Annotated in this window: 21 protein-coding genes; 7 read left to right on the top strand and 14 right to left on the bottom strand. The window is 61.2% G+C overall.

From position 1 onward, the window contains the following. The 4 genes from VMP31_RS01760 to VMP31_RS01745 form a co-directional block, all read right to left on the bottom strand. Positions 1 to 657 carry an endonuclease I family protein gene (locus tag VMP31_RS01760; RefSeq protein WP_325503450.1) on the bottom strand — a complete coding sequence of 219 codons (657 nt, stop codon included), beginning with the start codon at positions 655 to 657 and terminating at the stop codon, positions 1 to 3. 334 nt (positions 658 to 991) lie between these two features. After that, the gene (locus tag VMP31_RS01755; RefSeq protein ID WP_325503448.1) at positions 992 to 1402 is read right to left on the bottom strand and encodes a PaaI family thioesterase; all 411 of its coding nucleotides are present in this window, start codon (positions 1400 to 1402) and stop codon (positions 992 to 994) included. Positions 1403 to 1464: 62 nt separating this feature from the next. Further along, a complete protein-coding gene (locus tag VMP31_RS01750; RefSeq protein WP_325503446.1) occupies positions 1465 to 2346 on the bottom strand; it encodes an alpha/beta fold hydrolase in 882 nt (293 codons plus the stop codon). Continuing rightward, positions 2343 to 2933, bottom strand: coding sequence for a TetR/AcrR family transcriptional regulator (locus VMP31_RS01745; RefSeq protein ID WP_325503444.1), 591 nt, complete (start codon positions 2931 to 2933; stop codon positions 2343 to 2345). Before VMP31_RS01745 ends, VMP31_RS01750 begins: the two co-directional genes overlap by 4 nt. A 237-nt stretch (positions 2934 to 3170) precedes the next feature. Here VMP31_RS01745 and VMP31_RS01740 point away from each other — a divergent pair, with 237 nt between their 5' ends. The 3 genes from VMP31_RS01740 to VMP31_RS01730 all read left to right on the top strand — a co-directional run bounded on the left by VMP31_RS01740 (position 3171) and on the right by VMP31_RS01730 (position 6354). Beyond that, on the top strand, positions 3171 to 3767 hold the full coding sequence (locus VMP31_RS01740) for a LemA family protein (protein WP_325503442.1): 597 nt from the start codon (positions 3171 to 3173) through the stop codon (positions 3765 to 3767). Between the two features lie 36 nt (positions 3768 to 3803). Then, on the top strand, positions 3804 to 5741 hold the full coding sequence (locus tag VMP31_RS01735) for a M48 family metallopeptidase (protein WP_325503440.1): 1938 nt from the start codon (positions 3804 to 3806) through the stop codon (positions 5739 to 5741). 418 nt (positions 5742 to 6159) lie between these two features. After that, on the top strand, positions 6160 to 6354 hold the full coding sequence (locus tag VMP31_RS01730; protein ID WP_325503438.1) for a hypothetical protein: 195 nt from the start codon (positions 6160 to 6162) through the stop codon (positions 6352 to 6354). 24 nt (positions 6355 to 6378) lie between these two features. On the opposite strand, the gene VMP31_RS01725 is transcribed toward VMP31_RS01730, so the two are convergent. Together VMP31_RS01725 and VMP31_RS01720 are read right to left on the bottom strand one after the other, a co-directional pair. Beyond that, entirely contained in the window at positions 6379 to 6933 is a 555-nt protein-coding gene (locus VMP31_RS01725; RefSeq protein ID WP_325503436.1) for an NADPH-dependent FMN reductase, read from the bottom strand. A gap of 70 nt (positions 6934 to 7003) precedes the next feature. After that, a complete protein-coding gene (locus VMP31_RS01720; protein WP_325503434.1) occupies positions 7004 to 7900 on the bottom strand; it encodes a LysR family transcriptional regulator in 897 nt (298 codons plus the stop codon). 211 nt (positions 7901 to 8111) lie between these two features. Here VMP31_RS01720 and VMP31_RS01715 point away from each other — a divergent pair, with 211 nt between their 5' ends. After that, a complete protein-coding gene (locus VMP31_RS01715) occupies positions 8112 to 8945 on the top strand; it encodes an AraC family transcriptional regulator (protein ID WP_325503432.1) in 834 nt (277 codons plus the stop codon). Here VMP31_RS01715 and VMP31_RS01710 read toward each other — a convergent pair. Then, the gene (locus VMP31_RS01710; protein ID WP_325503430.1) at positions 8942 to 9871 is read right to left on the bottom strand and encodes an ion channel; all 930 of its coding nucleotides are present in this window, start codon (positions 9869 to 9871) and stop codon (positions 8942 to 8944) included. The genes VMP31_RS01715 and VMP31_RS01710 overlap by 4 nt on opposite strands. A gap of 166 nt (positions 9872 to 10037) precedes the next feature. On the opposite strand from VMP31_RS01710, the gene VMP31_RS01705 reads away from it, so the two are divergent. Together VMP31_RS01705 and speB are read left to right on the top strand one after the other, a co-directional pair. Further along, positions 10038 to 11117 carry a polyamine ABC transporter substrate-binding protein gene (locus VMP31_RS01705; protein ID WP_325503428.1) on the top strand — a complete coding sequence of 360 codons (1080 nt, stop codon included), beginning with the start codon at positions 10038 to 10040 and terminating at the stop codon, positions 11115 to 11117. 10 nt (positions 11118 to 11127) lie between these two features. Beyond that, a complete protein-coding gene (gene speB / locus VMP31_RS01700; RefSeq protein WP_325503426.1) occupies positions 11128 to 12096 on the top strand; it encodes an agmatinase in 969 nt (322 codons plus the stop codon). A 377-nt stretch (positions 12097 to 12473) separates the two neighbouring features. Here the strand turns inward: speB and VMP31_RS01695 are convergent, their stop codons facing one another. The 3 genes from VMP31_RS01695 to VMP31_RS01685 form a co-directional block, all read right to left on the bottom strand. Beyond that, positions 12474 to 14033, bottom strand: a complete 1560-nt coding sequence (locus VMP31_RS01695; protein WP_325503424.1) for an acyl CoA:acetate/3-ketoacid CoA transferase — start codon at positions 14031 to 14033, stop codon at positions 12474 to 12476. 88 nt (positions 14034 to 14121) lie between these two features. Continuing rightward, positions 14122 to 15507: a GntP family permease gene (locus tag VMP31_RS01690; protein WP_325503422.1), complete on the bottom strand. Its 1386-nt coding sequence runs from the start codon at positions 15505 to 15507 to the stop codon at positions 14122 to 14124. Between the two features lie 585 nt (positions 15508 to 16092). Further along, positions 16093 to 17550 carry a sigma-54 interaction domain-containing protein gene (locus VMP31_RS01685; protein WP_325503420.1) on the bottom strand — a complete coding sequence of 486 codons (1458 nt, stop codon included), beginning with the start codon at positions 17548 to 17550 and terminating at the stop codon, positions 16093 to 16095. 220 nt (positions 17551 to 17770) lie between these two features. Between VMP31_RS01685 and VMP31_RS01680 the strand changes: the two genes are divergently transcribed. Further along, complete coding sequence (locus tag VMP31_RS01680) at positions 17771 to 18856, top strand: GGDEF domain-containing protein (protein ID WP_325503418.1); 1086 nt, start codon at positions 17771 to 17773, stop codon at positions 18854 to 18856. A 172-nt stretch (positions 18857 to 19028) separates the two neighbouring features. Here VMP31_RS01680 and VMP31_RS01675 read toward each other — a convergent pair whose 3' ends face one another. From VMP31_RS01675 to VMP31_RS01660, 4 genes are all read right to left on the bottom strand, one after another. Beyond that, positions 19029 to 19460 (bottom strand): hypothetical protein, encoded by a 432-nt coding sequence (locus VMP31_RS01675; protein ID WP_325503416.1) that lies wholly within the window; start codon positions 19458 to 19460, stop codon positions 19029 to 19031. Next, a complete protein-coding gene (locus VMP31_RS01670; RefSeq protein WP_325503414.1) occupies positions 19450 to 20052 on the bottom strand; it encodes a nucleotidyltransferase domain-containing protein in 603 nt (200 codons plus the stop codon). Before VMP31_RS01670 ends, VMP31_RS01675 begins: the two co-directional genes overlap by 11 nt. A 172-nt stretch (positions 20053 to 20224) precedes the next feature. Further along, positions 20225 to 22561, bottom strand: coding sequence for an AVAST type 5 anti-phage protein Avs5 (avs5, locus tag VMP31_RS01665; protein WP_325503412.1), 2337 nt, complete (start codon positions 22559 to 22561; stop codon positions 20225 to 20227). Between the two features lie 76 nt (positions 22562 to 22637). Beyond that, positions 22638 to 23408: a nuclease-related domain-containing protein gene (locus VMP31_RS01660; RefSeq protein WP_325503410.1), complete on the bottom strand. Its 771-nt coding sequence runs from the start codon at positions 23406 to 23408 to the stop codon at positions 22638 to 22640. Positions 23409 to 23757 lie beyond the last annotated feature (349 nt).

Raw genomic sequence — 23757 nt, 5'->3', positions numbered from 1 at the left:
TCAGTTGCCGGTCAGCTGCTCGGCCAGGCCGGGGTCGTCGATATAGCGGTTGCGCGTACCTTGCAGCGACTCGATCCGGTCGTTGCGGGCGCGCTCTTCGTCATCCGGCGGGTCCATCTGGTGCCACTTCTTGTACATCTGCAGCTGGCCAACCATGGGCAGGTTGTATTCGATGTGCATATAGAAGATCGCCCGGGCGATATTGCCCTTGGCGTCGTCGCGCGGCTCCACCAGCCGGAAGCTGGTTTTCATATCGCAGCCGATGTCCTCGAACTTGCGTGGCACCTTGTCGTCCAGTTCGCCGAACTGTGCATTGCGCCGTGCCTGCTCGACGCGGCTGAGGGCCGGGTAGAGGTTGTGCAGGTCGGCGGCCATATAGACGTAGCGCGGGTTCATGATCCCGCATTGGCGGTTGGTGATGCAGCGCAGGGCGCTTTTCAGTTGTTTAGTGCTGTAGATCGGGCTGGTCTTGAGCTCGCCGCTTTCGCCAGCGAAGGTTTGGCCGCAGTACAGCGAGGTGCCGCCTTGGCTGTAGAGCTGGTTCCAGAAGATGCGGGTGGCAGCCTTGGTCCCGGCAATCTGGTTTTGGCCGCTGGCCAGGACGGGTAGGCTGAAGAGGGTTGCCAGGCAACCGAGGGCAATAATAACTGCACGCATACTGTGGCCCCATTGGTCGTTTTCTAGAACGGTCTGTTGTTTTTGTCAGACAATTTCAGTCTAGCAAGACCTGCGTCACAAAACATAGCCAACCCTTGGTTGGGGTGACACCTATGTAAGCCATGGCTTACACGCGCTGCCGTCTATCGCCACTGTTGGTACGTTGGTACAAAGGGCTAATCTGCTGCCCATGGACGTCGCGCAGGAAGCGCAGATTAGGCAACAGGGACACGCTGGAAGCTGCCAGGATGGCCGGCAGATCATGGATGTCAGGACTCAAGTCTGCAAAGCCCCGCACTGCGGGGTTTTCTTTTTTCTGCGCCCGGCAGATGGCTCAGCTGCCGGCTGACACGCTGAATACCGCGCTGGCGCGGGCGATGCGTACACCGGCCACGGCAAAGTAGCAATTGGCGAAGGCCAGGCGCTTGCCGACCTTCTGCACCTCGGTTGTAACCTCTATCCAGTCACCCAGATGTGCCGCGCCGGCGTAATCGATGCTCAGGCTGGCGGTGACCATTGGCGTGGGCGGGTCTTCGGCGAACGCCGTGTTATAGCCCAGGGCAATGTCGGCCAGGCTGCTGAGGACGCCGCCATGCACCAGGCCGCGGGCGTTGCAGTGCTTGGCCTCGGCGCGCAGGCCGATGATCAGGCCAGCCGCGCATGTCTTGTTGTAGATGGGCCCCAGCAGGTCGAGAAAAGGGCTGCTGCGAAACAACGGGACAAAGTCGGCGGCGGGCATGGTCATCGAGTGGTGCTCCATGGGCGGTACGGCGTCCCAGCCGTTTCCGGCCAGGCCGCAGGGGGTGTTCAGGCCGCGTGTGGCTGGCTGGGCAACTGGGCGAACCAGTCCAGGGTTTCATCCCACAACTGCTGCGCGGCCGGGCGGAAGTAACCCATATGACCGATGGCACCCAGGCCGCTGGCGTGGGAGTCGATGGTCCGTGCCTGGTAGGGCGCGCCGCGGTAAGCGGCCATAAAGGCATCGCGCGAGGCCGGCGGTGCCCACAGGTCGTCGAGGGCGTTGGCGGCGACGATCGGGGTGCCGACCTGGGCGAAGCGTTCGGCCAGGCCAGGCATCTGTGGGTCTTCGAAGAAGTAGCGCGGGTAGCGGCACCAGCGTTTCCACTGCCGGTAGACGCCCAGCGGCAGGTCCTCGCCCATGCCCAGGCGGCTCCAGCCCAGGTAGCCCTGGGTACGGGTCATCAGTGGGCCGATCAGTCGCCACATGGCCAGCACCTTGATCTGCTCGGCCCTGGGCATCCAGCCATGCCAGCCGGCACCGGTGCCGAAGGTGTAGAAACCCTGCACTCGCGCGTGGTTGGGCAGCAGGCCGAAGGCATGCCCGCCGAAGGAGTGACCGACCATATACAGCGAGCGCTGGGGGTGGCTGTGCTGATCGACGGCGGCGGCCAGGTCGAGGTGCGCCCAGTCCAGGTAGTCCATGTCGAAGCCGCGCAGGCTGGCCGGTTTCGATTGGCCGACACCGCGGTAATCCAGGGTCAGGGTGCTGTAGCCACGCTGCGCGGCGTACTCGGCGAAGCGTCGGTAGAAACCCTGGGGCACGCCAGTGGCCCCGGCGATCAGCAGCTGGGCTATGGGTTCGGGGGCGTGATAGAGGGTGGCGGTCAGCGGGTAGCCGTCCAGTGCCGGCAGTTCCAGGGTCTCGCTGAGAATGGTGGGGGTGCTCATGCGCTGGCTCCTTGCGGGTGCTGGCTGCGGGTTAGATTGAACAGGGCTTCGGCGGCGCGCTTGAGGGGCTCGCTGCTGCCGGCGACGCGGGCCTGGAGCAGGCCGCCTTCGTAGAGGGCGACGAACAGCGCGGCGAGGTTGTCGGCCTGCTCGCTGGGGTAACCGTATTGATGCAACTGCTGGCTCAAGGCCAGGCGCACCGTGGCAAAGCTGCGCTGCAGGGCGGCGCGAATCTCCACATCCTCGGGGCCGCTTTCCAGGGCGATGGTGGCCAGCGGGCAGCCACGTTCGAACTGGCTGTTTTCCAGCTGCTGCAGCGCCCCTTGCAACCAGTGATGCAACGCCTTGAGTGGGTCGGCCTGCTGGCTAAAGAGCTGGGCAAACAGGCCGTCGATGCGCTGGCTGATATGTTCGATGGCCGCCACCGCCAGCTCGCTCTTGCCGCCGGGGAAGTGGTGGTAGAGGCTGCCTTTGGGCGCGCCGGCCTGCGCCAGCAGTTCATTCAGGCCAACGCCGTGCAGGCCCTTGCGTTGCAGGGCATCGGCCATGGCGGTGATCAGTTTGTCGCGGGTCGAGATCTTTTTCATGGATGAATATATAGACCGGTCGGTCTATTCTGCCAAGGGTTTTTTCGTCCCATCAGCGTGCTGGATAAGCCGTTATCGCTCAGCATGCGTCTGCGTCCGGGCTATCCGCCGAGTTGACCGGCTGTCGCCGCGTTGCGGGCCAGGCCGGCTCGACCGCTGTTTGCGCCACTGGGCATTCCCTGCGCGGGTTTTCCGCTACCATCGGTTTATCTCCTACATGCCGATAAGGATTTCCCCATGTCCGTCTCCGCCCTGATTGTCCTGGCCGTTGTGGTTGCCCTGATCTTTTATGTGATCGGCGTCTACAACCAGCTGGTGGCGCTGCGCAACCGCTTCCAGAACGGCTTCGCGCAGATCGAGGTGCAGCTCAAGCGCCGCCATGACTTGATCCCCAATCTGGTGGAAACCGCCAAGGGCTATATGGCCCACGAGCGCGAGACCCTGGAAGCGGTGATTGCCGCGCGCAACAACGCGGTCAGCGGTCTCAAGGCCGCCGCGGCGCAGCCCGGTAATGCCCAGAGCATGGCGCAGCTGGGCGGCGCGGAAGGCTTGCTGAACAGTGCCCTGGGTCGCCTCAATGTGACCCTGGAGGCCTACCCGGAGCTCAAGGCCTCGGCCAATATGCAACAGCTCAGCGAAGAGCTGAGCAGCACCGAGAACAAGGTGGCCTTCGCCCGCCAGGCCTTCAACGATGCGGTGATGGCCTACAACACTTACAAACAGGCATTCCCCCCGGTGCTGCTGGCGGCCACCTTCGGTCACGGCCAGGACGCCAGCCTGCTGGAGTTCGCCGATAGCGCGGCGATTCAGGACGCACCCAAGGTGGCGTTCTAGCACTGCTGCCCCGCGTCTCAGTCAACGGATCGCGCGATGAATTTCTTCGAACAACAGGACCGTGCCCGGCGCATCAGCGGCCGTCTGCTGATTCTGATGGTGCTGGCGGTGGTCAGCCTGATTGCCCTGACCAGCCTGGTGCTGGGGGCGATCTGGCAGCTGTTCGGGCAGAACCACAGTGCCAGCCTGCTCGATGGCCCGGGTAGCCTGCTGCCCAGTGGCCCGCTGGTGGCCATGGTGGCCGTGGCGGTGATCGCCGTGGTGCTGCTTGGCAGCCTGTACAAAAGCCTGCAATTGAACCGTGGCGGTGAGGCCATCGCCGAGCGCCTGGGCGGGCGGCTGATCAACCTGGCCCCGCAGAACTTCGAGGAGCGGCGGCTGCTCAATGTGGTCGAGGAAATGGCCATCGCCTCGGGCACCCCGGTGCCGCCGGTGTATGTGCTCGACGATGCCGGGATCAATGCTTTCGCCGCCGGCCTGACGCCCCAGGATGCGGTGATCGGGATTACCCGCGGGGCCATCAGCCTGCTGTCGCGCGAGGAGCTGCAGGGGGTAATCGCCCACGAATTCAGCCATGTTTTCCACGGCGACATGCGCCTCAATACGCGTCTGGTGGCCGTGCTGCACGGCATCCTCCTGCTCGGCCTGATCGGCGGTTTTCTGCTGCGCAGCAGCGGCCGCTCGCGGAGCCGGTCGAGCCGCGACAATTCCGTGGCTGTGGTCCTTGCCGTCGGCGCGAGTCTGTGGCTGCTGGGCTATGCAGGGACCTTTTTCGGCAACCTGATCAAGGCTGCGGTCAGCCGCCAGCGCGAGTTTCTCGCCGATGCCTCGGCGGTGCAGTTCACCCGTAATCCGGACGGTATTGCCGGAGCGCTGAAGAAGATCGGTGGCAATCTCCATGGCTCGCAGTTGCAGGCCGGGCACGCCGCCGAGTTCAGCCATATGTATTTCGCCGCCGGCATCAGCCAGGCGCTGGAGGGAATGCTGGCCACCCACCCGCCCCTGGACGAGCGGATTCGCCGCGTCAGCCCGGGCTGGGATGGCCGCTATCCGCAGGTGGATGCGCCCAGCCTGGCGGGCTCCACGGCAACCCCTGCCGAGGCAACGGCTGCTGAAGGCTGGGATGAGGCCTTGCAGGGGCTAAGCCCGGCTGGCGCGGCGTTCGCCCCGGCTGCGGCGGCGCAGGCGATCAGCGCCATCGGCGATCCGCAAGGCTCCCACCTGGGGCAGGCCCGGGACGTGCTACAGCGTCTCGACCCCTTGTTGACCCAGGCCGCGCACAGCTGCAGCTCGGCCCAGGCCCTGATCTACGGCTTGCTGCTCGACCACGACAGCGCCGCCTGCGCCCGCCAGCTGCAGCTGTTGCAGCCGCGCATTGCCGCGGAAGTGGGGGCGGCGCTGCAGACCCTGCGTGAGCCGTTGCAGCGTTTGCAGCCGGGACTGCGTCTGCCTTTGCTCGACTTGGCCATGCCGGCACTCAAGCAACTGGGCAAGGAGGCATTCGCCGCGTTCAAGGGCAATCTGGCGCTGCTGATCCGGGCCGATGGCAAGGTTGCGCTGCTGGAGTGGAGCCTGCTGCGGATTATCGAACGCAATGTCGAGGCCGGGCGCACCCAGGTCGGCCGCTATCACCTGGCCGAGTTGGCCGATGAGACCGCGGTGCTACTGTCGTGCCTGGCCCGCGCCGGCGAGGTCGATGCAACAGCGGCGGCTGCAGCTTTCACCCACGCCTACGCAGGGCTACCGTTCGCGCCGGTGCCGTTGCTGCCGACCGCGCGCAGTGACCTCAAGGCGCTGGAAGCCGCCCTCGGTCGCCTGGGCCAGCTATGGCCGCTGCAGAAGCCACAACTGCTCAAGGCTATGGCCCGGGGTATCGAGCACGACGGGAGGATCACTGCCGAGGAGGCCGAGTTGATGCGCGCGGTGGCCGATATTCTCGACTGCCCGATGCCGCCGCTGCTAACAGGCCGTTGAAAAACGTAGGCGAGGCAGACAAGACAATACCGATGGCGGCCCCACAAAAACGGCCGAGGAAGCGGACTGGGCTCGCACGCGAGTTTACTGGCTGTAAATGAGCATTCCGAGGCCGTTTTTAACGCAGTATTGCCAACGCAGGTAGTTTTTCAACGGCCTAGTAAGCCAGGGCTGACCGTCCGGCGGCGGATGGCTTGACCCGCCCGGGCAATCGGCGGACTGTTAAGCGCGTCAGCTCACGCTGGCGCGCCCCCCGTAGGGTGCGCCGTGCGCACCAGGCCTCGGTTACCTGAGCCTGCTAAAGGTGCTTCGTGCATGCGGCTCACCATAAAAACCACGATCGCGGCCTTGCGCCCCTTTGCTTACTGCCTCCTGACCTCAATCGCCACGTCGGCGCGTAACCGGCAAGGAGCATCCTGTGACCATCATCTTCCAACCCTTCACCGAAGGGCTGTTCGATCCACGCCTGCAGCTGGAGGCGGAAATCCGCGAGTACCGTGCGCGCCCTGGCAGAACCTGCCTAGGCACGCCGGATATCCACACCGAGATCGTCCAGACCATCGCCGCCATCGAACGCCTGGCCGGGCAGCTGCGTCAGCCGCCGGGGCAGTAGTACAGCGTTAAGTCCGACAGGCTCCTAGATATGCCGCGCCACCCAGGCGGCATAGGCGTCGATAAATTTCTGCAGAAACGGCCTGATGCCGTCGCCGAGCCTGCCGTCTTCCTCGAAGAAGCTGCCGGCACCGCCGAGGTAGGCTTCCGGCTGCTGCATCATATGGACGTCGAGAAACACCATGGACTGGCGCAGATGGTGGTTGGCCGCGAACCCGCCGATGGCCCCTGGTGAGGCGCTCAGCACGGCCCCGGGTTTACCGCTGAAGGCGCTCTTGCCGTAGGGCCGCGAGCCGACGTCGATGGCGTTCTTCAGCACGCCGGGCACCGAGCGGTTGTACTCCGGGGTGACAAACAGCAGGGCATCGGCCGCCTGCAGCTGGCTGCGGAAGTCGTTATAGGCGGTGGGCGGGTTGTCCTGGTCGATGTCCTCGTTGTACAGCGCCAGCTCGCCGATCTCGACGATCTTCAGCTGCAGCGAGGGCGGGGCGAGTTCGGCCAGGGCCAGTGCCAGTTTGCGGTTGATCGAGGCCTGGCGCAGGCTGCCGACCAGCACGGCGACGTTGTAGGTTTTGTTCATGACAACTCCTTGCGGGTTGAGCGAAGTGACTGAGCACTATAGACCGCCACAACCGCTGCGCCGTTCTGCTTCAGATGGCGAAGGCTGCCAGCAGATCCTCATTCAAGGCTTGCAGGGCATCGCTCGGGCGCTGGCCGCGGTGCCGGGCCAGGTGGAACTGCGCCTCGAAGCCCAGCGCCTCGGCCTGCAGCGCACGTAAACGCCCGCGGGCCAGCCAGGGCAGGGCAATATGCTTGGGCAGGTAGCCGATATGCCGGCCGGAGAGGATAAAGGTCAGGACGCCGTCGACCTGCTCGGCCTGCGCCGAGCTGATGGCGCTCTGCAAGGGTTCGCGGGTCTGGGTCGGGCGGTAGGGATGGTGCACCCGGTCGGCCCGTTGCAGCTCTTCCAGGCTCGGCTCACGCCCCTCGAACAGCGGGTGACCCTGGGCGCAATACAGCACCTGGCGTTCGCGGAACAGCGGACGACAATCCAGCGCTGCCTGGTTACCGGAGAAATAACCGATGGCCAGGTGCAGCTGATCCTGCAGCAGGCGGCGCTCCAGCTCGGCGGGCATGGCGGTGAGCAGCTCGATCTGCACCGCCTGGTTGCGTCCGCGAAAACGCCGGATGGCCTCGGCCACCTGCTCCAGCACCTCAGCTGCCAGGCCTTCGGAGAGGCCGATACGCAGCTCGCCGAGCAGCTTGTCGGCCATGCCCTGGGCTTCGCCCTTGAAGGTGTCGATGGCGCTGAACAGCTTGCGGGTGGCGCTTAGCACCTGCTCGCCCTTGGGCGTCAGGCGAAAGCCGGCCTTGCCGCGCTCGCACAGGCGAAAGCCCAGGCGGGTTTCCAGCTTGGCCATCTGTGTGCTGATGGTCGACTGGCCGACGCCCAGCTCACCCTGGGCGGCGCTAAAGCCGCCGCATTCGACCACGGTGACAAACAGGCGCAGCAACTGCAGATCGAGGTCGCGCAACTGGCTGAGCATGGCGGCTCCAAACATTGTTGATTGTCGATGCAAGAGTAGATCACTTGGTTTTTCTCCAATGCAATCCGGAATGCCCCTCGCACCTGTTTGCGACCTTGCCGTGGCAGCATTGCCGCCTGGGCACAACGCAGTTGGGATGGCTGCGCAAGAACGATCAAGCGCATCGCACGTCTGCTGCCGATACTGCAGCCATGTCTTGTGAGGAGCGGAAATGGACCCCGTCAGCAAAGCCCTGTGGCTGATCGAAACTGAACTCGATGAGGCGCTCGATCTGGAGCGGCTCGCCAGTGTTTGTGGCTTGTCACGTTTCAGCCTGTCACGGGTGTTCGCCGGTGCCACCGGCTGGTCGGTGATGCGCTACGTCAAGGCGCGCCGTTTGAGCCGCGCCGCGCATCGGCTGGCCCAGGGCGCTGCGGATATTCTCGAGGTCGCACTGGAGGCCGGTTATGGCTCCCATGAGGCATTTACGCGAGCGTTCCGCGAACACTTCGGGATAACCCCCGAGGCGTTGCGCGCGAACGGTACTTTGAATGGAATCGAATTGCGGGAGGCCCTGCGCATGCAAGCCACTAGTACCTTTGCACTATCAGAGCCGCGTTTTGTCGACAGCGAAGAACTGTTGATCGCCGGGCTCGGCGAGCGTTTCACGGTCGAAACTTCCCAGGGCATTGCCGCGCTGTGGCAGCGCTTCGTGCCGCATATCGGTCGAGTGCGGGGACAACAAGGCTGGGAAACCTTCGGCGTATGTTGCAACCCGCAGGACGACGGCAGTTTTGAATATATCGCCGGGGTACTGGTCAACCGTACGGACGACTTGCCTGCGGGTTTCACCTATCAACGGTTAGCTGCCCATCGCTATGCGGTATTTCTGCACAGCGGGCATATCTCCAGCATTCACGAAACCTTTAACGCCATCTTCCAGCGTTGGCTGCCCAACGCCGGCCTGCAAGGGGCCGATGCGCCGGAGTTCGAGCGCTACAGCGGCGACTTCGACCCAATGGCCGGTACGGGCAAGGTGGAGATCTGGGTGCCGCTGCGCGGTTAGCGGGTCATCTTCTTCACAAACACCACGACAAACAACGCCATGGTAAAGCTGCCGGTAAAAGCCTCAAATGCGGCAATCGGGCGGGCCAGGCCGTGTGGGGTGATATCGCCATAGCCGAGGGTGGTGAAGGTCACCACGCTGAAGTAGAGGCAATCGGCGAGGTCGTCCAGGTTGGCCAGCCAGCCGCGCTCCAGCGCCAGCCCCAGGGGTTGCCCGGCATGCTGTACGCCGACCAGAAAGTACAGCAGGCCGCAGACAACGATCAGCGCGATGGAAAACAGCACGACGTTGAGCGGTTTTTCACCGTAGCCGCTGAACAGGTCGACCACCCAGGACAGCAGGCGGCTGCCGGAGTAGCGCGGCAGTTGCAGGCGGCGCGTGACCATCTCGCGGTGGAAGAACAGGCCGGCCTGGTCAAACAGCCCGGCTTTCTCCAGGTGCAGGCGCAGGGTGCGGTAGGTTTCCTCGGCTTCTTCGAAGCAACGGCGGGCGGCGGCGCTGTCACCGAGGCGCTGGTGGGCGTGGCCTTGGCGTTCCTGGCGTAGGCGTCGATCCCAGATCACGTTGTCCAGGCGTGCGCCATCTAGCTGAATGCCCAGTAGGTTGCAGTCGCGCAGGTCGCAGCAATGCAGGTTGGCCCCACGCAGGTCGGCTTTCATCAGCGAACTGCCGCGCAGATCGAGGGCGAACAGGTGGGCTTTCTGCAGATCGGCGCGGTACAGGTCGCTATCGCGCAGGTCATAGCCGCTGCGTTGGTTGTGGTTGACCAGGTCGATGCCGGCAAGCTTCGCGCGCTTGAGTTGGAAGCCGCGCATGGACGCACCGCTTTGGGCGCGCTTATGCAGGGCCGCGCAGAGCCCGTCCGCGTGACTTTTGTCCTGGTCGGCATCGAGCCAGAAGCTTTCGTCGACATGCAGCTCGCTCATAGGGACGCTCTCCAGAGTGTCTTAGCAAGACTAGCCGCGGTGAGCGGGCTTACCCGATTACACATCGATAGATAGCAATGTCAGCCTCTGCCACTTCATATTTATTCGAAGCAAGTGGCGGCGCAGGATGCCCAGGCCTAATAAAAAGCCGATGAGGTAGTCCGCCATGCGCCCGCTCGTTTCGCTGTCTTTGCTGTTCTGCGTGTTTGCCGCTCAGGCGCAAGACAAGGTTCTGAATCTATACAGCTGGTCCGCCTATATCCCCGAGCAGGCGCTCGAACGCTTCAAGGCGGAAACGGGCATTCGGGTCAAATACGACATCTTCGACAGCGCCGAGGCCCTGGACAGCAAGCTGCTTACCGGCGGCAGCGGTTATGACGTCGTCTTCCCGGCCTCCAGTGGCCTGGCGCGGGCGATCCAGGCCAAGGCCGTGCAGCCGATCGATCGCAGCCTGCTGAGCAACCTGGGCAATCTCGATCCCGAGTTGCTGGCGAAACTGGCCAGCAGCGATCCCGGCAACCAGTACGGGCTGCCCTATACCTGGGGCACCATTGGTTTGGGCTACAACAGCCAGGCCGTCGAACAGCGCCTGCCGGGCGTGGCAAGTAACAGCCTGGACCTGCTGTTCAAGCCCGAGTACGCCAGCAAGCTCAAGGGTTGCGGCATCGCCGTGATCGACTCGCCCCAGGAGGTGATCGCCATCGCCCTCCATTACCTGGGCAAGGACCCCTACAGCAGCGACCGTGACGACCTGGCGGCGGCGCAGCAGTTGCTCGCCGGGCTGCAACCCAACCTGCGTTACGTCGGCAGTGGCCGGCATATCGATGACCTGGCCAAGGGCGAAATCTGCCTGGCCCTGACTTATAACGGCGACGCCCTGCTGGCCGCCGATAATGCCCGCGAGGCCGGCCAGCCGTTTGACGTGCACTACCGCATCCCCGTGGAAGGCACACTGATCTGGTTTGACACCCTGGCCATTCCCGTCGACGCGCCGCACCCCAAGGCGGCCCACGCCTTTATCGACCATATGCTGCGGCCCGAGGCCATCGCCGAGCTGACCAACAGCGTGTTCTTCGCCAACGCCAATCGTGCGGCTGGCGAACTGGTCGACGCGGCCATCACCCGCGACCCGGATATCTACCCGCCCGCCGAGGTACGTGCCCGGCTGTTTAGCGAACAGCTACTGCCACTGCGCCAACAGCGCGAGCGCACCCGCATCTGGGCCACTTTCCGCAGCCAGTATTGAGAACACGACCATGGAAACATTTAACGGCAACGACCTGGCCATCACCCGCGACAGCCTCTACGGCACCCTCTCCGAGTCGACCTATGCGGGTGTCACCAGCTTTATGCGCAGGCGCTATTCGCGCGACCTCAATGGTGTTGATCTGGTGGTCAGCGGCGTGCCTTTCGACACCGCCACCACCAACCGCCCCGGCACCCGTTTCGGCCCGCGGGCGATCCGCGCAGCGTCCATCACCAGCGCCTGGGAGCGGCATTACCCTTGGGAGTTCGACCCCTTCGACCACCTGGCAGTGATCGACTACGGCGACTGCAATTTCGATCACGCCCTGCCGCACAAAACGCCCGCCGCCATCGAGGCCCATGCCGAGCATATCGTCCAGGCCGGTTGCGCCATGCTCACCCTGGGTGGCGACCATTTCATCAGCTACCCGCTGCTCAAGGCCCATGCGCGCAAGTACGGCGCGCTGTCGCTGGTGCACTTCGATGCCCACAGCGACACCTGGCCGGACAGCGACACCAGCGAGCAGGGCGTCAGCCACGGCACCATGTTCTACCACGCCGCCCGCGAGGGGCTGGTCGATCCATCGCGCTCGGTGCAGATCGGCCTGCGCACCACCAATGACGATGTAATGGGCTTCCAGGTGCTGGATGCGCGCCAGGTGCACCGCAGCACGCCGGAGCAGATCGCCGCGCAGGTACGCGCGCGGGTCGGCGATAACCCGGTGTACCTGACCTTCGATATCGACTGCCTCGACCCCGCCTTCGCCCCCGGCACCGGAACCCCGGTATGCGGCGGGCTGAGCAGCCATCAGGCCCTGGAAATTCTGCGTGGCCTGCGCGGTATCAACCTGGTCGGCATGGACGTGGTAGAGGTTTCACCGCCCTACGACCACGCCGAACTCACCGCCCTGGCCGGTGCCACGGTGGCGATGGAACTGGTGTGCCTATATGCCGCGCGGCATAAGTTGGGGATGCGCTGAAAGGGAAATACGTAGGGTGGAAATCGCTGTTTATTTCCACCATTGGCATTCGGCTCGGCCGCCCATGGTGGACCGGTGAAGCGGGGTCCAGCCTAGGATCCATCCGGCGTAGCCCGGATGAAATCCGGGGGCGGTATTTCTCCAACCCCGGATTGCACCCAGGCTACGAATCTCGGGAGCGATAGAGCGTAGGGTGGAAATCGCCGTTTATTTCCACCATTGGCGTTCGGATCGAGCACCCATGGTGGACCGGTGAAGCGGGGTCCACCCTACGGCCAGCCCGGAACCGTAGGTTGAGGTTGAGGAGCAACGCGACGAAGCCCAACGAGTCCCGCCTGCTCCTGTTGGGCTTCGCTGCGCTCAGCGCCAACCTACGTCTAGTCGGCGGTCAGCCGCTCGCACAGGCCGATGCACGCTGGCAGAAACAGCCGCGCATCCATCCGCTGTGGCGCACGCACGATGGGGGTGAAGTCCATGCGGTCGAGGATGTCGCGCTGGATATCCACCCCGGGGGCCACCTCGATCAGCTCCAGGCCATCCAGGGTCAGCTGGAACACGCAGCGTTCGGTGACATAGAGCACCGGCTGGCCGCGCTCGGCGGCCAGGCGACCGGCAAAGGTGCGCTGCTCCACCTCGGCGACAAACTTGCGCAGCGCGCCGTCCTTGATGATGCGTAGCTGGCCATCCTCGATGCGGATATCCTGCGGCCCGGCGCTAAAGGTGCCGACAAACACCACCTGCTTGGCGTTCTGGCTGATATTGATAAAGCCGCCGGCCCCGGCCAGGCGCGAGCCGAACCTGGACACGTTGAGGTTGCCCGCCGCATCGGCCTGGGCCAGGCCAAGAAAGGCGATATCCAGGCCGCCGCCGTCGTAGAAGTCGAACTGATAGGGCTGGTCGAGCAGCGCGCTGTGGTTGCTGGCCGCGCCAAAATCCAGGCCCGAGGCGGGGATGCCGCCGATCACCCCGGGTTCGGCGGTCAGGGTCAGGCGTTCGATCACCCCTTCCTCGGCGGCCACCGCCGCCACGCCTTCGGGCATGCCGATGCCCAGGTTGACCACCGCACCGGCCTTGAGCTCCAGCGCCGCGCGGCGGGCGATTAGTTTGCGTACATCCAGGGGCATGGCTTTCAGGCTATCCACCGGCACCCGGGTTTCGCCGGCGAAGGCCGGGTTGTAGGCGGTGGCGAAGGTCTGCTGATGGTTGTGTGGCTCGGCCACCACCACGCAATCGACCAGAATGCCGGGGATCTTCACCTCGCGTGGATTGAGCGAGCCGCGCTCGACGATACGCTCGACCTGGGCGATCACCAACCCGCCGGAATTGTGCGCGGCCATGGCGATGGCCAGGCTCTCGATGGTCAGCGCCTCACGCTCGAAACTGAGGTTGCCGTCGGGGTCGGCGCTGGTGGCGCGGACGATGCCGACATGGATGGGGAAGGCCGGGTAGAACAGATAGTCCTCCCCGTCGATGGGCATCAGCCGTACCAGCTCGGTGCTGGTGCGCTCGTTGAGCTTGCCGCCGCCGTGGCGCGGGTCGACGAAGGTGCCCAGACCGACCCGCGACAGCTGCCCCGGCTTGCCCGCGGCGATATCGCGAAACAGCTGGGAGATCACCCCCTGCGGCAGGTTGTAGGCCTCGATACGGTTATCCACCGCTAGCTTCTGCAGCCCCGGCACCAGGCCCCAGTGGCCACCGATTACCCGGCGCACCAGACCTTCATGAGCCAGGTGGTTAAGGCCACGGCCCTTGCCGTCACCTTGGCCCGCGGCATACACCAGGGTCAGGTTGCGCGGCGTTTGCTCGGCGAGAAAGCGCTGCTCCAGGGCAATGGCGATTTCCTCGGCGAAGCCGATGCCGACAAAGCCACCGGTTGCCAGATTGGCGTTATCCGGGATGCGCGCCACAGCAGCGGCGGCGGTCATGATCTTGCTCATAGCGGGTACTCGTTGGAAAGCGGAGGTCTGTAGGAGCGGACTTGTCCGCGAAAAATCTCGGCGCAAACCGCTCCCATCAGGATCGGCATTAAAAACTGCCAAACATTGTGCCGAGCGTAATCACCACCACCAGCGCCACCATCGGGAAGGCCACGGTGTTGACGAAGATAAATTTGTACGACTCGCGGTGCGTCAGCTTGCAGATCGCCAGCAGCGAGATCACCGCGCCGTTATGCGGCAGGGTGTCCATGCAACCTGAGGCCATGGCGGCAACGCGGTGCAGCAGCTCGGGGCTGATGCCGGCGGCGTTGGCCAGGGTCAGGTACTGCTCGCCGAGGGTCTTTAGCGCAATCGACATACCACCGGACGCCGAACCGGTGATGCCGGCGAGGATATTCACCGCCACGGCTTCGGAGATCAGCGGGTTATCGGAGACGCCGAGCACCAGGTCGCGAATGATCACAAAGCCGGCCAGGGAGGCGATCACCGTGCCGTAACCCACCTCGGCGGCGGTGTTGAGGATTGGCAGCATGGAGCCGAACGCGCCGTCGTTGACGCTCTTTTTCAGGTCCAGCCAGCGCTTCCAGTGCATGGCGATCAACAGCAGGATGGCCGCGCTCAGGGCGACGATGATCGACCAGATACCGATCAGCGACTTGGCATCCTGCAGGCCGCCGAATTCCGGCTTGGCCAGGTAGCTGGCGTCGATGTTCGGCAGCACCTGCTTGGCCATCAGGAAGTTAAGGGCGATCACCAGCAGGATCGGCAGCAGCGCCAACCAGAAACCGGGGGTGTTGCGGTTGTCCTCGGCCACCGGGTCGTCGCTGTGGTTGCCGTAGCCTTCGCCAGCGGCTTTCAGCTTGCGTGCCTGGGCGGTGAGCCACCAGGTGCCGAGGGCGAACATGATCAAACCGGCGATCAGGCCCAGGCCTGGCGCGGCAAAGGCGTCGGTGCCGAAGAACGGGTTGGGAATGGCGTTCTGGATTGCCGGGGTGCCGGGCAGGGCGGTCATGGTGAAGGTGAACGAGCCGAGGGCGATGGCACCGGGAATCAGGCGCTTGGGAATGCTCGCCTCACGGAACAGCGCCGCGCCAATCGGGTACACCGCAAAGGCCACCACAAACAGCGACACGCCGCCGTAGGTGAGGATGCCGCACGCTAGCACGATGGCCAGAATCGCCCGCTCGCTGCCGACCTTGGCGACTATGCCGTGGGCGATAGCGCGGGCCGATCCCGAGTCATCCATTAGCTTGCCGAACAGTGCGCCGAGCAAAAATAGCGGGAAGAACTGGATCACGTAGCCGCCCATGGCCTTCATAAAGACCTGGGTGTAAGTGGGCAGCAGCATGGCGATATCGCCGGAGAACAGCAGCGCCAGCAGGGCCAACAGTGGGGCGAGGATCAGCACGTTGATGCCGCGGTAAGCGAGGTACATCAACAATGCGAGGGAAATCAGAATACCGAGGGTACCCATGGGACGGTTCCTTTTGTTGTTGTTTTAGCCATCGCTCTATGGCGACGCCGATAAACGTGCAGCTTGAATCAGGCAACCGATGCAAGCGCTAGACAAAGCTAGAGCGAAAGCTGTGCCAGGCGGGGCTACGACTTTGGTCGGAGTGGTTGAAAGGCTTGTGGTTGAGGGGTTGCGTGGGGTTTTAGGCGATTTGGTGGGGTTGTCGGGGAAGGAGGGTGTGTCTTAATTTTTGGAATTAGTCCGAAAAGTTGGACTGGCGAATGTGCTTAAAGTCCAGAAAACTGGATTTTCGCTTTTGTAGGAGCGGGGGGGGCGCCTAGTCCTTGCCCGCGATCTCTTGCGGGCTCAAAAGCATCGCGGGCAAGCCCGCTCCTACAGGTCGCTACGTTCGTACATTCCGTAGCCCGGATGAAATCCGGGAAATGCTCGGTTGTGTGGTACTCCCCGGATTACATCCGGGCTACAAATCTGGATTTTCGCCTTTGTAGGAGCGGGCCATGCCCGCGAATCGGGGTAACAAAGCATCGCGGGCATGGCCCGCTCCTACAGGGGATTGCGTCCGCTTTGGGAGGCCGCGCGACTGGCCTAGTCGTGCTTACCCAACCCATGCAGCGCCAGCTTGGCGTATAGGCCGGCGCGGGAAATCCCTAAGCGTTCGGCGGCTTGTTGGCGGTTGCCGGCTGTGGCTTGCAGGGCATCGATCAGCGCCTGGCGTTCGGCTTGCGCCAACTGTTCGGCCAGGGTTTGCGTGCTGGTGGCTGGCAGCGCTACGGGGCTATCCACCGGCGGGCTTACCGGGTCGACCAGCAACGCCCGCAATGCCTGCGCATCCAGTCGTCCGTCGCCGGCCAGTTGGGCGCGTTCCAGCAGGTTGCGCAGTTCGCGCACGTTGCCGCGCCAGGGCTGCGCGCTCAGCAGGGCGAGGGCGTCGTCGGTCACTTCCAACGGTGCCTGGGCGGAGCGGTTGGCGATATCGTCGAGCAGGTGTTCCAGCAGCGCCGGGATATCTTCGCGGCGCTCGCGCAGCGGCGGTACGCGCAGGGCCAGAACGTTAAGGCGGTAGTAGAGGTCATCACGGAACTGCCCGGCCGCGACCTTGGCTTCCAGGTCGATATGGGTGGCGGCGATTACCCGCACATTCAGCGGTTTGACCTGGTTGGAGCCCAACGGCTCGACCTCCTGCTCCTGCAATACCCGCAGCAGCTTGGCCTGTAGCGGCAGGGGCAGGTCGCCGATTTCATCGAGAAACAGGGTGCCGCCGTTGGCCACCTCGAACTTGCCGATACGCGCCTTGCGATCCGCGCCGGTAAAAGCCCCAGGCGCGGTACCGAACAGCTCGGCCTCGACCAGGGTTTCCGGGATGGCGGCAACGTTGACCGCAACAAACGGCCCGTTGGCCCGTGGCGACAGGTTGTGGATGCCCTGGGCCAGCAGCTCCTTGCCGGTGCCGGTTTCGCCGCGCAGCAACACCGTGGCGTCCAGTTGCGCAGCGCGGCGGGCCTGGCGTTTGACCTCACTGGCCGCGCTGCTGGCACCGATAAAACCGGCAATGGTGTAACGCGCGCGGCGGGCCTTGGCCAGTTCGTGCTGGGTGGCCACCAGCTGGCTTTGCAGCACGTTGAACTTGGCCATCAGCGGCTTGAGGTGGCGGGCGCGGTCGAACAATACAAAGCCCAGCGCGCCGACCAGGGTGCCGTCCTCGTCGCGCAGGGGAATGCGGGTAACCACAAAATGCTCGCTGCCGAAGGCCATCAGGTCGAGCATGCTCGGCTGGCCGCTTTCCACCACCTCGCGCAGCTTGCTCGCCGGCAGCACCTCTTCGATCTCCTTGCCGAGCACGCTGCGCGGGTCGTCGATACCGACCTTCTCGGCGTACTTGTCGTTGATCCAGACAATCCGCGCCTGCCGGTTGACCGCGATGGTGCCCTCGCACTGGGCGTTGAGGTGGTCGAACAGCAGGGGCATGGCCACGGCGCGAAAGCGTTCGGGGGAGACGCCGATGATCAGGCCGTGCTGATCGAGGTCGTCGCGGGAAATGGCCATGGCCCAGGGGTCCGTCGCAGCAAGGGCCCCGATTATGCTCAGGTGCGCGGGCCAGCGGCAAGCCACGGTCTGCGCCGCTGCAGGTGCCGCTAGTCCGGCGAAATCGACCGTTCGTGCGGTGGCTATACGCCATCAGTCCGTAAGCCTGTGTCCACCCGGCAAAACTGGTTAGAGTCGGGACAGTGCCGTGTCTAAGCGGCCATTTGCCAGCGGAATCGCCATGTTTTTCAAGCCCCCTGCCCGAAGTCAGCCGCGTGACAGCCGTGGCCCCGCAGCGTTGCAGGATATCGGCCAGCACTCGCTGATGCGCATGGTATTCGCCACCACCGGTATCACCCTTGGGCTGTTCTGCGTGCTGCAGTTTCTCGGCGGCAACTACCTGTTTGCCGGCCTCGAACTGGCGCTGGCCCTGCTGCTGTTCTGGGGCGCGTGGCGGATCGTCAGCGTGGGCAATCTGTTGCCCTGGATCTACCTCTACCTGCTGCCGACCTTCAGTTTTCTGCTGTACATCATGATCATGCCGCAGGCCTCGCAGACGGCGTTTGTCTGGGTCTACATCATCCCCGTGCTGGCCTACCTGCTGCTCGGGCGCGTTCGCGGCGGCCTGCTGACCCTGCCCTTTGTGCTGCTGGCCACGCTGCTGTACCTCTCCAAGTACCAGGTGGTGCTCGATAGCAGCGGCTTGATCGACCTGGGCAATGCGCTGTTCTGCGGCTTGCTGATCATGGTCTTTATGCACCTCTACGAAACCCGCCGCGCCGCCGCGCACCAGCAGCTGCAACGCATGGCGCGCACCGATGCGCTGACCGGCGTGGCCAACCGTGGCAGTTTCCAGCAAGCCCTGGAGCAGTGCATCCGCGAAGCCGAACGCAGCCAGAGCCGGCTGGTGCTGGTGATCATGGATGTCGACCACTTCAAGGCGGTGAATGACCGCTGGGGCCACGATGCCGGCGACCAGGCCCTGCGCCAGATCTGCAACAGCCTGGGCCAGCGCCTGCGGGTGACCGACAGCCTCGGCCGCCTGGGCGGCGAAGAATTCGGCATGCTGCTGCGCAATACCAACCGCTGCGGGGCCGAGCCCCTGGTCGAAGCCCTGCGCCAGCAGATCAATGCCAGCCCGCTTCAATACGCCGGGCAGAGCATCCCCCTGTCCGCCACCTTCGGCCTCGCAGAATGGCCCGTGGACGGCCGCAGCGCCGACGAACTCTACCGCTGCGCCGACCGCCGCCTGTACCGCGGCAAGCAACAGGGCCGCGACCGCCTGGTGAGTCGCGACCAGGAGATGGGCGAGGGTTGTCTCGAATAATTTGGCGGTTTTCGCGGTTGAGGGCCATATCAGTTTGCTGGTGCCCGTGCGCCTGGATAAGTACCGCAGCCGCGAGCTGCATCCGAGCTTCGAGATGAATCGGCCAGGTTCATCGCCGCGTAGGGTGGAAAACCGCGAAGCGTTTTCCACCGTGGATATCCGCGACTTGCTCTTACCCTTTACCCGCCGCCATGGCCTGTTGCACGAGTGGCAACAGTGCATCGGTTGCGGCTACCAGTTCGGCCAGCAGGGTTTTGTCCACATCCATATAGCCTTCGTACTCAGCCAGGTTGCGGCGTTCGTGGCAGAGCGCAAACAGGCGCACCTGGGTTTTGCTCAGCCCAAGGGTGTGTACCAGGCACTGAAACACCAAATAGCGGCGGTCTGAGCGATAACCCCGCAGACGCATCGCCGTCAGCGCCAGGGCGTGAGCTGCGTTGTAGGCCAGATCGAAGCGGCTGGCGAAGGACAGGGCGGGGATATGAGCATCCTTCAGGCGATCTACAGCTGACCTCAGTAGCCCCTCACATTCCTTGTGATCCGGCGGTTCAGCCTTGAGGCCGCCGCTGCGCACCAGGTTTTCCAGATTGTCGTTACCGTCCATGGTTTTCCTCTTCCGGGTTGTGGCCAATCAAGTCGATTTTGTCCTGCTGCTCTACCCGTACCACAAAGCTGTTGCCGGCCGCTTTCTTGGCTTGCCAGTCTGTCAGAGTGTAGAGCGTCGGGTTAATGGTGCGGCCAAGCTGCTCCTCCACGGGGAGCAGGCGTTCCATTAAGTCGCTGTAGCTGAGGTTTTCGCCAATCAGCATAAGATCGATGTCACTGCCTGCATGCTCGCTGCCTTTGGCAATAGAGCCGTAGACGAACGCCCACGCCAACTGCTCAGCCAGAGGCGCTAGCGCCTTGCGCAGCTGTTCCGCAATGCCGAAGGTCTTGCGCACAATGCCTAGCAGCTCTGCATAGATTGGGCACTGCGGGTTGGCCTGGTAGTGCGTCTGATTGCCCTGGCGGCTCATGGTCAGGATGCCCGCGTTGTGTAGCCGCTCCAGCTCGCGCATCAGGCTGCCCTTGCCGACCTGCGCCCAGCGGGAGATCTCATTGGCATAAAAGCTCTGATCGGGCTTGCCATACAGCAAGCCCAGCACCTTCTGCTGGGTTGCGGAGAATAGAGCGTCGCTGAGTGGGATGGCTGACATGGCTGGCTCGATGAGTCCCCAAAAGGGAACGATAAGTCCCTTTTTGGGACTTATCAAGTCTGTGCGAAATAGAACAGGCTCGAAAAGCCACGATTAATTCTCCATAAACCGTGGTCTGTCCCCTATTGTTTCATGTCCCCTATTGTTTCAGGGTTGTCAGTGGGGTGTAGAATCAGCCAGCCTTGGTTCTGGGCTGGCGGTGTCCTTTTTTCGAGTTGAAAAAATTGACGAGTGGGGTTATGTCAGCTCGGCGTGGGAGAAATAAAGGATCTGTTACTGACTCAAGCGCAGCTACAGCCTTCAACGTGTCTGGCCTTGCGTTATCTAATAACCTATCGATATGAGTCTTGTTGTTTTGATAGTTCTGGGTCGATTCGTACATGCTATCAAGAAAGGATAAAAGCTCGGAGGTTTTACCGTTAATGGCATAAGCTCTTGCGTGTAGCTGTGCCTTGACAAGGGTGGAACTATAGTAAGTTTTGTTTTTTAGACTTTCTGTCTCAACTCGAACCTTACTAGCCCATTGCATTCCGTTCTCAAAGTCTTCTTCTGTACTTCCTGAAATCAATTCACATTTCGCTCTTTGAATCCAGTAGTGTGTGTCGTCCTTAAAGTTAGAGTGCACCAGTTTGTAAGTTTCTCTAACAAACTCATGAAAACTCGTTCCTCCCCCTGATATTTCGTTTAGCTTATCAAAGCTGATAAGATTTTCTGCGGTGCCCTTATAGCCGTCATTTGATAGTGAGGATATTATTTCTGCAATGATTTTCGCTATTTGAGGTCTTTTGAAATATGCTTGAACCTCGCGTAACAACCATGAAGTTGAGTTGCACACTATCACATCAGATCCTGAAGAGCCTTTGCTTGAGATTATTTCCAGCAAGCGGTCGTTCTCGGTGATAAATGAGGCTATATCAAAATTTTTGCATACTGTTTTTACCTGATGACAATCAGCCTTCCCCAAAGCCACGATAAGAACTAATACCTTGAACTCGTTATCGTTGTATGTTTTTTTGAAAAGTTTTGAGGTGGTAAGCTGTGATTCGTACTCTCGAAAGTATTTGTAAGAGAAATTTAGCAGCGTATCGTTGTTGGTATATTTTGGTAGGCCCAAGCTTGAAAGGGCCTCGTTAAAGCTCTCGGCTTCTTTGCGTACTAGCTTGTTCTTTATATCTACTTCATGGTATTTGGTTTTCTTGTTTTCCAGTTTCATCCTTATGAGGTCTGCATCGCCATATCCTGTACAAATGATTAAGCGATTTGAAGGGTCTATCTTTGCAGAAGTGATTGAATCTAGTGCCTGTGCATTTAGATAGTTTGAGTCGAATGCAAAAATATGATTTTTCCTGTTATTTAAAAGGTCTATGACCTCGGGGCTAAAGTTGTCGGTAGATGCGAGATAAGAGATTCCGTAATCTAGTGTGTTTAGTAGTACTTGAAAGATTAACGTTGTTTTGCCACTAAATCGACGCCCTACGATAAGCAAAATTTCATTTGAGCGAATATTTCTTGCGATATCGTCAACTACGGTGCGCGTGGGGAATGTTGATGGAGAGATTGCCGAGCGACTATTTAATTGGCTTTTTGAGAGAGGTCCGCCGTTAGAAATTACTTCAATGGCTTGCTTGAATAACAACGGCGAATCATCAATGCTCAACTCCCGGTAAGGTGCGGTGATTTGAACATCTTTTAGGGTGCTAACCAGCCAGGGGGCCATTTCTTCATAGTTATCAAAATAGATAACCTGCTCAATTCCGTAATCCTTAAGTGCAAGCTTTTCTTCAAAATTTAGCTTTCCGCGCTTAAGCAAGATTGACTTTGAGAATGGTGTCTCTTGAGCCAGGCTAAGAAGGTCAATTTCGGTGTCTAGTGAACATCCGATAAACAGGAATGTTGCGCTTTCCGCCTGCTGCTGTATGAAGGAAAGCATGCTTTTGTTTTCGTTGATGCTTCTAGTATATTGAGACCATGTAAATATAGTGTTTTGATTAGTGTAAGCGCAGAGGTCGTCCACATCTCCGTGTACTTTGAATAGGCATTTGTTAGATGCGATGTATTCTTTTGCTACCTCTCTGTTTGGTAGCAATTTTTTGTAGGAGTTGGTCGTGGATTCTATAGCGTCATCGATGTTGAAAGTAAATATGTGCGGCCAATCTAACTTAAGGAGTTTTGACTTTTCCCCGTCAGAAACAGAGACGCTGGAGAATACATTGCTTAGATAGGTTCTTGCTTGTGAGGGCTTTATGTAATCCGAGTTAAATAAAAGGTTGAATGCCTTTTTTAAATCAGTGATTTTAAGAATTTCTTTAGCTTCAGACTGATCTAGGCAGTTTGAACTGGCTATTTCTGTAATCTTTTGAGTAAGCTGCTTTGCATCAGGAACCCTGGAAGATTTAGATCTTAGCCCTTTGGTGAAGCCGCTACCAAAGAAAGGTAATAATCTCGAGCTTTCATAAAGTCTTCTAAGGTCGGCTGCAGCAGAAGGCTCCGTATAATGTCTTTGTTCCATATTTCGCTCACCTTAGTATTGAATTTTATATAACAATTTTAGATTTTCGAGGTAGGCCATTTTTCTTTCTAGTATCTCAAATACTCTGCATTGTCCGGCACTTCGGGAACCCCGAGCATCCCCAAAACTGCTGTCCCGCTTTCTCCCCTGATTTCACAGTACGGATCAGCAGCGCGCTGCCGCATTTCGGGCATTGCCGCTCGGCTGTCGGATCGCTCCGGCGCTTAAGGTTTTGCACATGCTCGCGGTGGGTGGCGAGGGTCGGCGCACGGCGGCCGGTTTGCAGGGCGTGCAGCATGGCGTCGACTTCAGCCTCGCTGAATAGCGGCTGCTGGAATGACTGGATATAGCGGATAAAGCCGATGCCTTGGGTGACATTGGCCGGCACTTCGGTTTTAAAGGTGCTGCCGCCAACGAAGGTGATCACCGAGTGCAGGTGCTCGGGGTTAACGCCAAGGGTGGCTTCCAGCGCTTTGAGTTGTTTGTAGTTCTGGCGTAGCGGGTTCTGGAATTTGAAGGTGCGTTTGTAGAGCTTCTGCGTCCACTGCGCCTGCTTTTCGCTGCCAAAGATCCAGCCGCTCATGTTCTTCGTTTCCAGCACAAAGATGCCGTAGGGCGAGAGGAATACGTGGTCGATCTGGGTGGTGCCGTCGGGTGTGTTGAGGGTGACGTTGTGCAGGCGGCGGTAGGTTTGCTGGTCCAGCTGCCAATGGGCGAATAAGCGCACCAGCAGCTCGCCAATATGACCCTTGGCCCAAGGCGACTTGAGCAGGCCGAGCAGCAGCATGGCGGGAAGCAGCCAGGTCAGGGTGTCGATGACAGGGCGGAGGATGATGCTGTAGTCCATGCATTCTTCCTTGAGCAAAGCCGCTTGAGTGACACCCGTGAGCCGAGCGAGCAGGCGTGTCTGAATTCCCAATGCCGGACACTGATTCGGATAATGGCCAATTGCTTTCAGTAGCTCAAGGGCTCATCGACTATTTGCTAACAGCCATCAGCGACTGATGTGCTGGTTTTGCCAGCGGAGCGGCGCTCAGATTCAGAAGGGTTTGTTTATGGCTATGTCCCAATCATGTGTAGTGAGGCGATAAACCGTTGGGTCGGGCGGCGCTCCGCTGAGCGTAGCGAAGCCCAACAGGCAATGGCATGTCGTGTTGCGTCTCTGCGGAACGTGCCCAACCTGCTGGTGCCTTGAG

The sequence above is a fragment of the Pseudomonas sp. genome (assembly GCF_035512415.1).
Taxonomy (GTDB): Bacteria; Pseudomonadota; Gammaproteobacteria; order Pseudomonadales; family Pseudomonadaceae; genus Aquipseudomonas.
The sequence above is the reverse complement of the archived record's forward strand: the minus strand, read 5'-3'. Positions and strand labels throughout refer to the sequence as shown.

Excerpts from the sequence above, each read along its gene's own strand:
- VMP31_RS01760 (WP_325503450.1), bottom strand. The coding sequence starts at position 657 with ATGCGTGCAGTTATTATTGCCCTCGGTTGCCTGGCAACCCTCTTCAGC.
- VMP31_RS01745 (WP_325503444.1), bottom strand. The coding sequence starts at position 2,933 with ATGAAAAAGATCTCGACCCGCGACAAACTGATCACCGCCATGGCCGAT.
- VMP31_RS01720 (WP_325503434.1), bottom strand. The coding sequence starts at position 7,900 with ATGCTCAGCCAGTTGCGCGACCTCGATCTGCAGTTGCTGCGCCTGTTT.
- VMP31_RS01750 (WP_325503446.1), bottom strand. The coding sequence starts at position 2,346 with ATGAGCACCCCCACCATTCTCAGCGAGACCCTGGAACTGCCGGCACTG.
- VMP31_RS01685 (WP_325503420.1), bottom strand. The coding sequence starts at position 17,550 with ATGGCCATTTCCCGCGACGACCTCGATCAGCACGGCCTGATCATCGGC.
- VMP31_RS01695 (WP_325503424.1), bottom strand. The coding sequence starts at position 14,033 with ATGAGCAAGATCATGACCGCCGCCGCTGCTGTGGCGCGCATCCCGGAT.
- VMP31_RS01690 (WP_325503422.1), bottom strand. The coding sequence starts at position 15,507 with ATGGGTACCCTCGGTATTCTGATTTCCCTCGCATTGTTGATGTACCTC.
- VMP31_RS01725 (WP_325503436.1), bottom strand. The coding sequence starts at position 6,933 with ATGAACAAAACCTACAACGTCGCCGTGCTGGTCGGCAGCCTGCGCCAG.
- VMP31_RS01755 (WP_325503448.1), bottom strand. The coding sequence starts at position 1,402 with ATGACCATGCCCGCCGCCGACTTTGTCCCGTTGTTTCGCAGCAGCCCT.
- VMP31_RS01735 (WP_325503440.1), top strand. The coding sequence starts at position 3,804 with ATGAATTTCTTCGAACAACAGGACCGTGCCCGGCGCATCAGCGGCCGT.
- VMP31_RS01715 (WP_325503432.1), top strand. The coding sequence starts at position 8,112 with ATGGACCCCGTCAGCAAAGCCCTGTGGCTGATCGAAACTGAACTCGAT.
- VMP31_RS01660 (WP_325503410.1), bottom strand. The coding sequence starts at position 23,408 with ATGGACTACAGCATCATCCTCCGCCCTGTCATCGACACCCTGACCTGG.
- VMP31_RS01670 (WP_325503414.1), bottom strand. The coding sequence starts at position 20,052 with ATGTCAGCCATCCCACTCAGCGACGCTCTATTCTCCGCAACCCAGCAG.
- VMP31_RS01710 (WP_325503430.1), bottom strand. The coding sequence starts at position 9,871 with ATGAGCGAGCTGCATGTCGACGAAAGCTTCTGGCTCGATGCCGACCAG.
- speB (WP_325503426.1), top strand. The coding sequence starts at position 11,128 with ATGGAAACATTTAACGGCAACGACCTGGCCATCACCCGCGACAGCCTC.
- VMP31_RS01680 (WP_325503418.1), top strand. The coding sequence starts at position 17,771 with ATGTTTTTCAAGCCCCCTGCCCGAAGTCAGCCGCGTGACAGCCGTGGC.
- VMP31_RS01705 (WP_325503428.1), top strand. The coding sequence starts at position 10,038 with ATGCGCCCGCTCGTTTCGCTGTCTTTGCTGTTCTGCGTGTTTGCCGCT.
- avs5 (WP_325503412.1), bottom strand. The coding sequence starts at position 22,561 with ATGGAACAAAGACATTATACGGAGCCTTCTGCTGCAGCCGACCTTAGA.
- VMP31_RS01675 (WP_325503416.1), bottom strand. The coding sequence starts at position 19,460 with ATGGACGGTAACGACAATCTGGAAAACCTGGTGCGCAGCGGCGGCCTC.
- VMP31_RS01740 (WP_325503442.1), top strand. The coding sequence starts at position 3,171 with ATGTCCGTCTCCGCCCTGATTGTCCTGGCCGTTGTGGTTGCCCTGATC.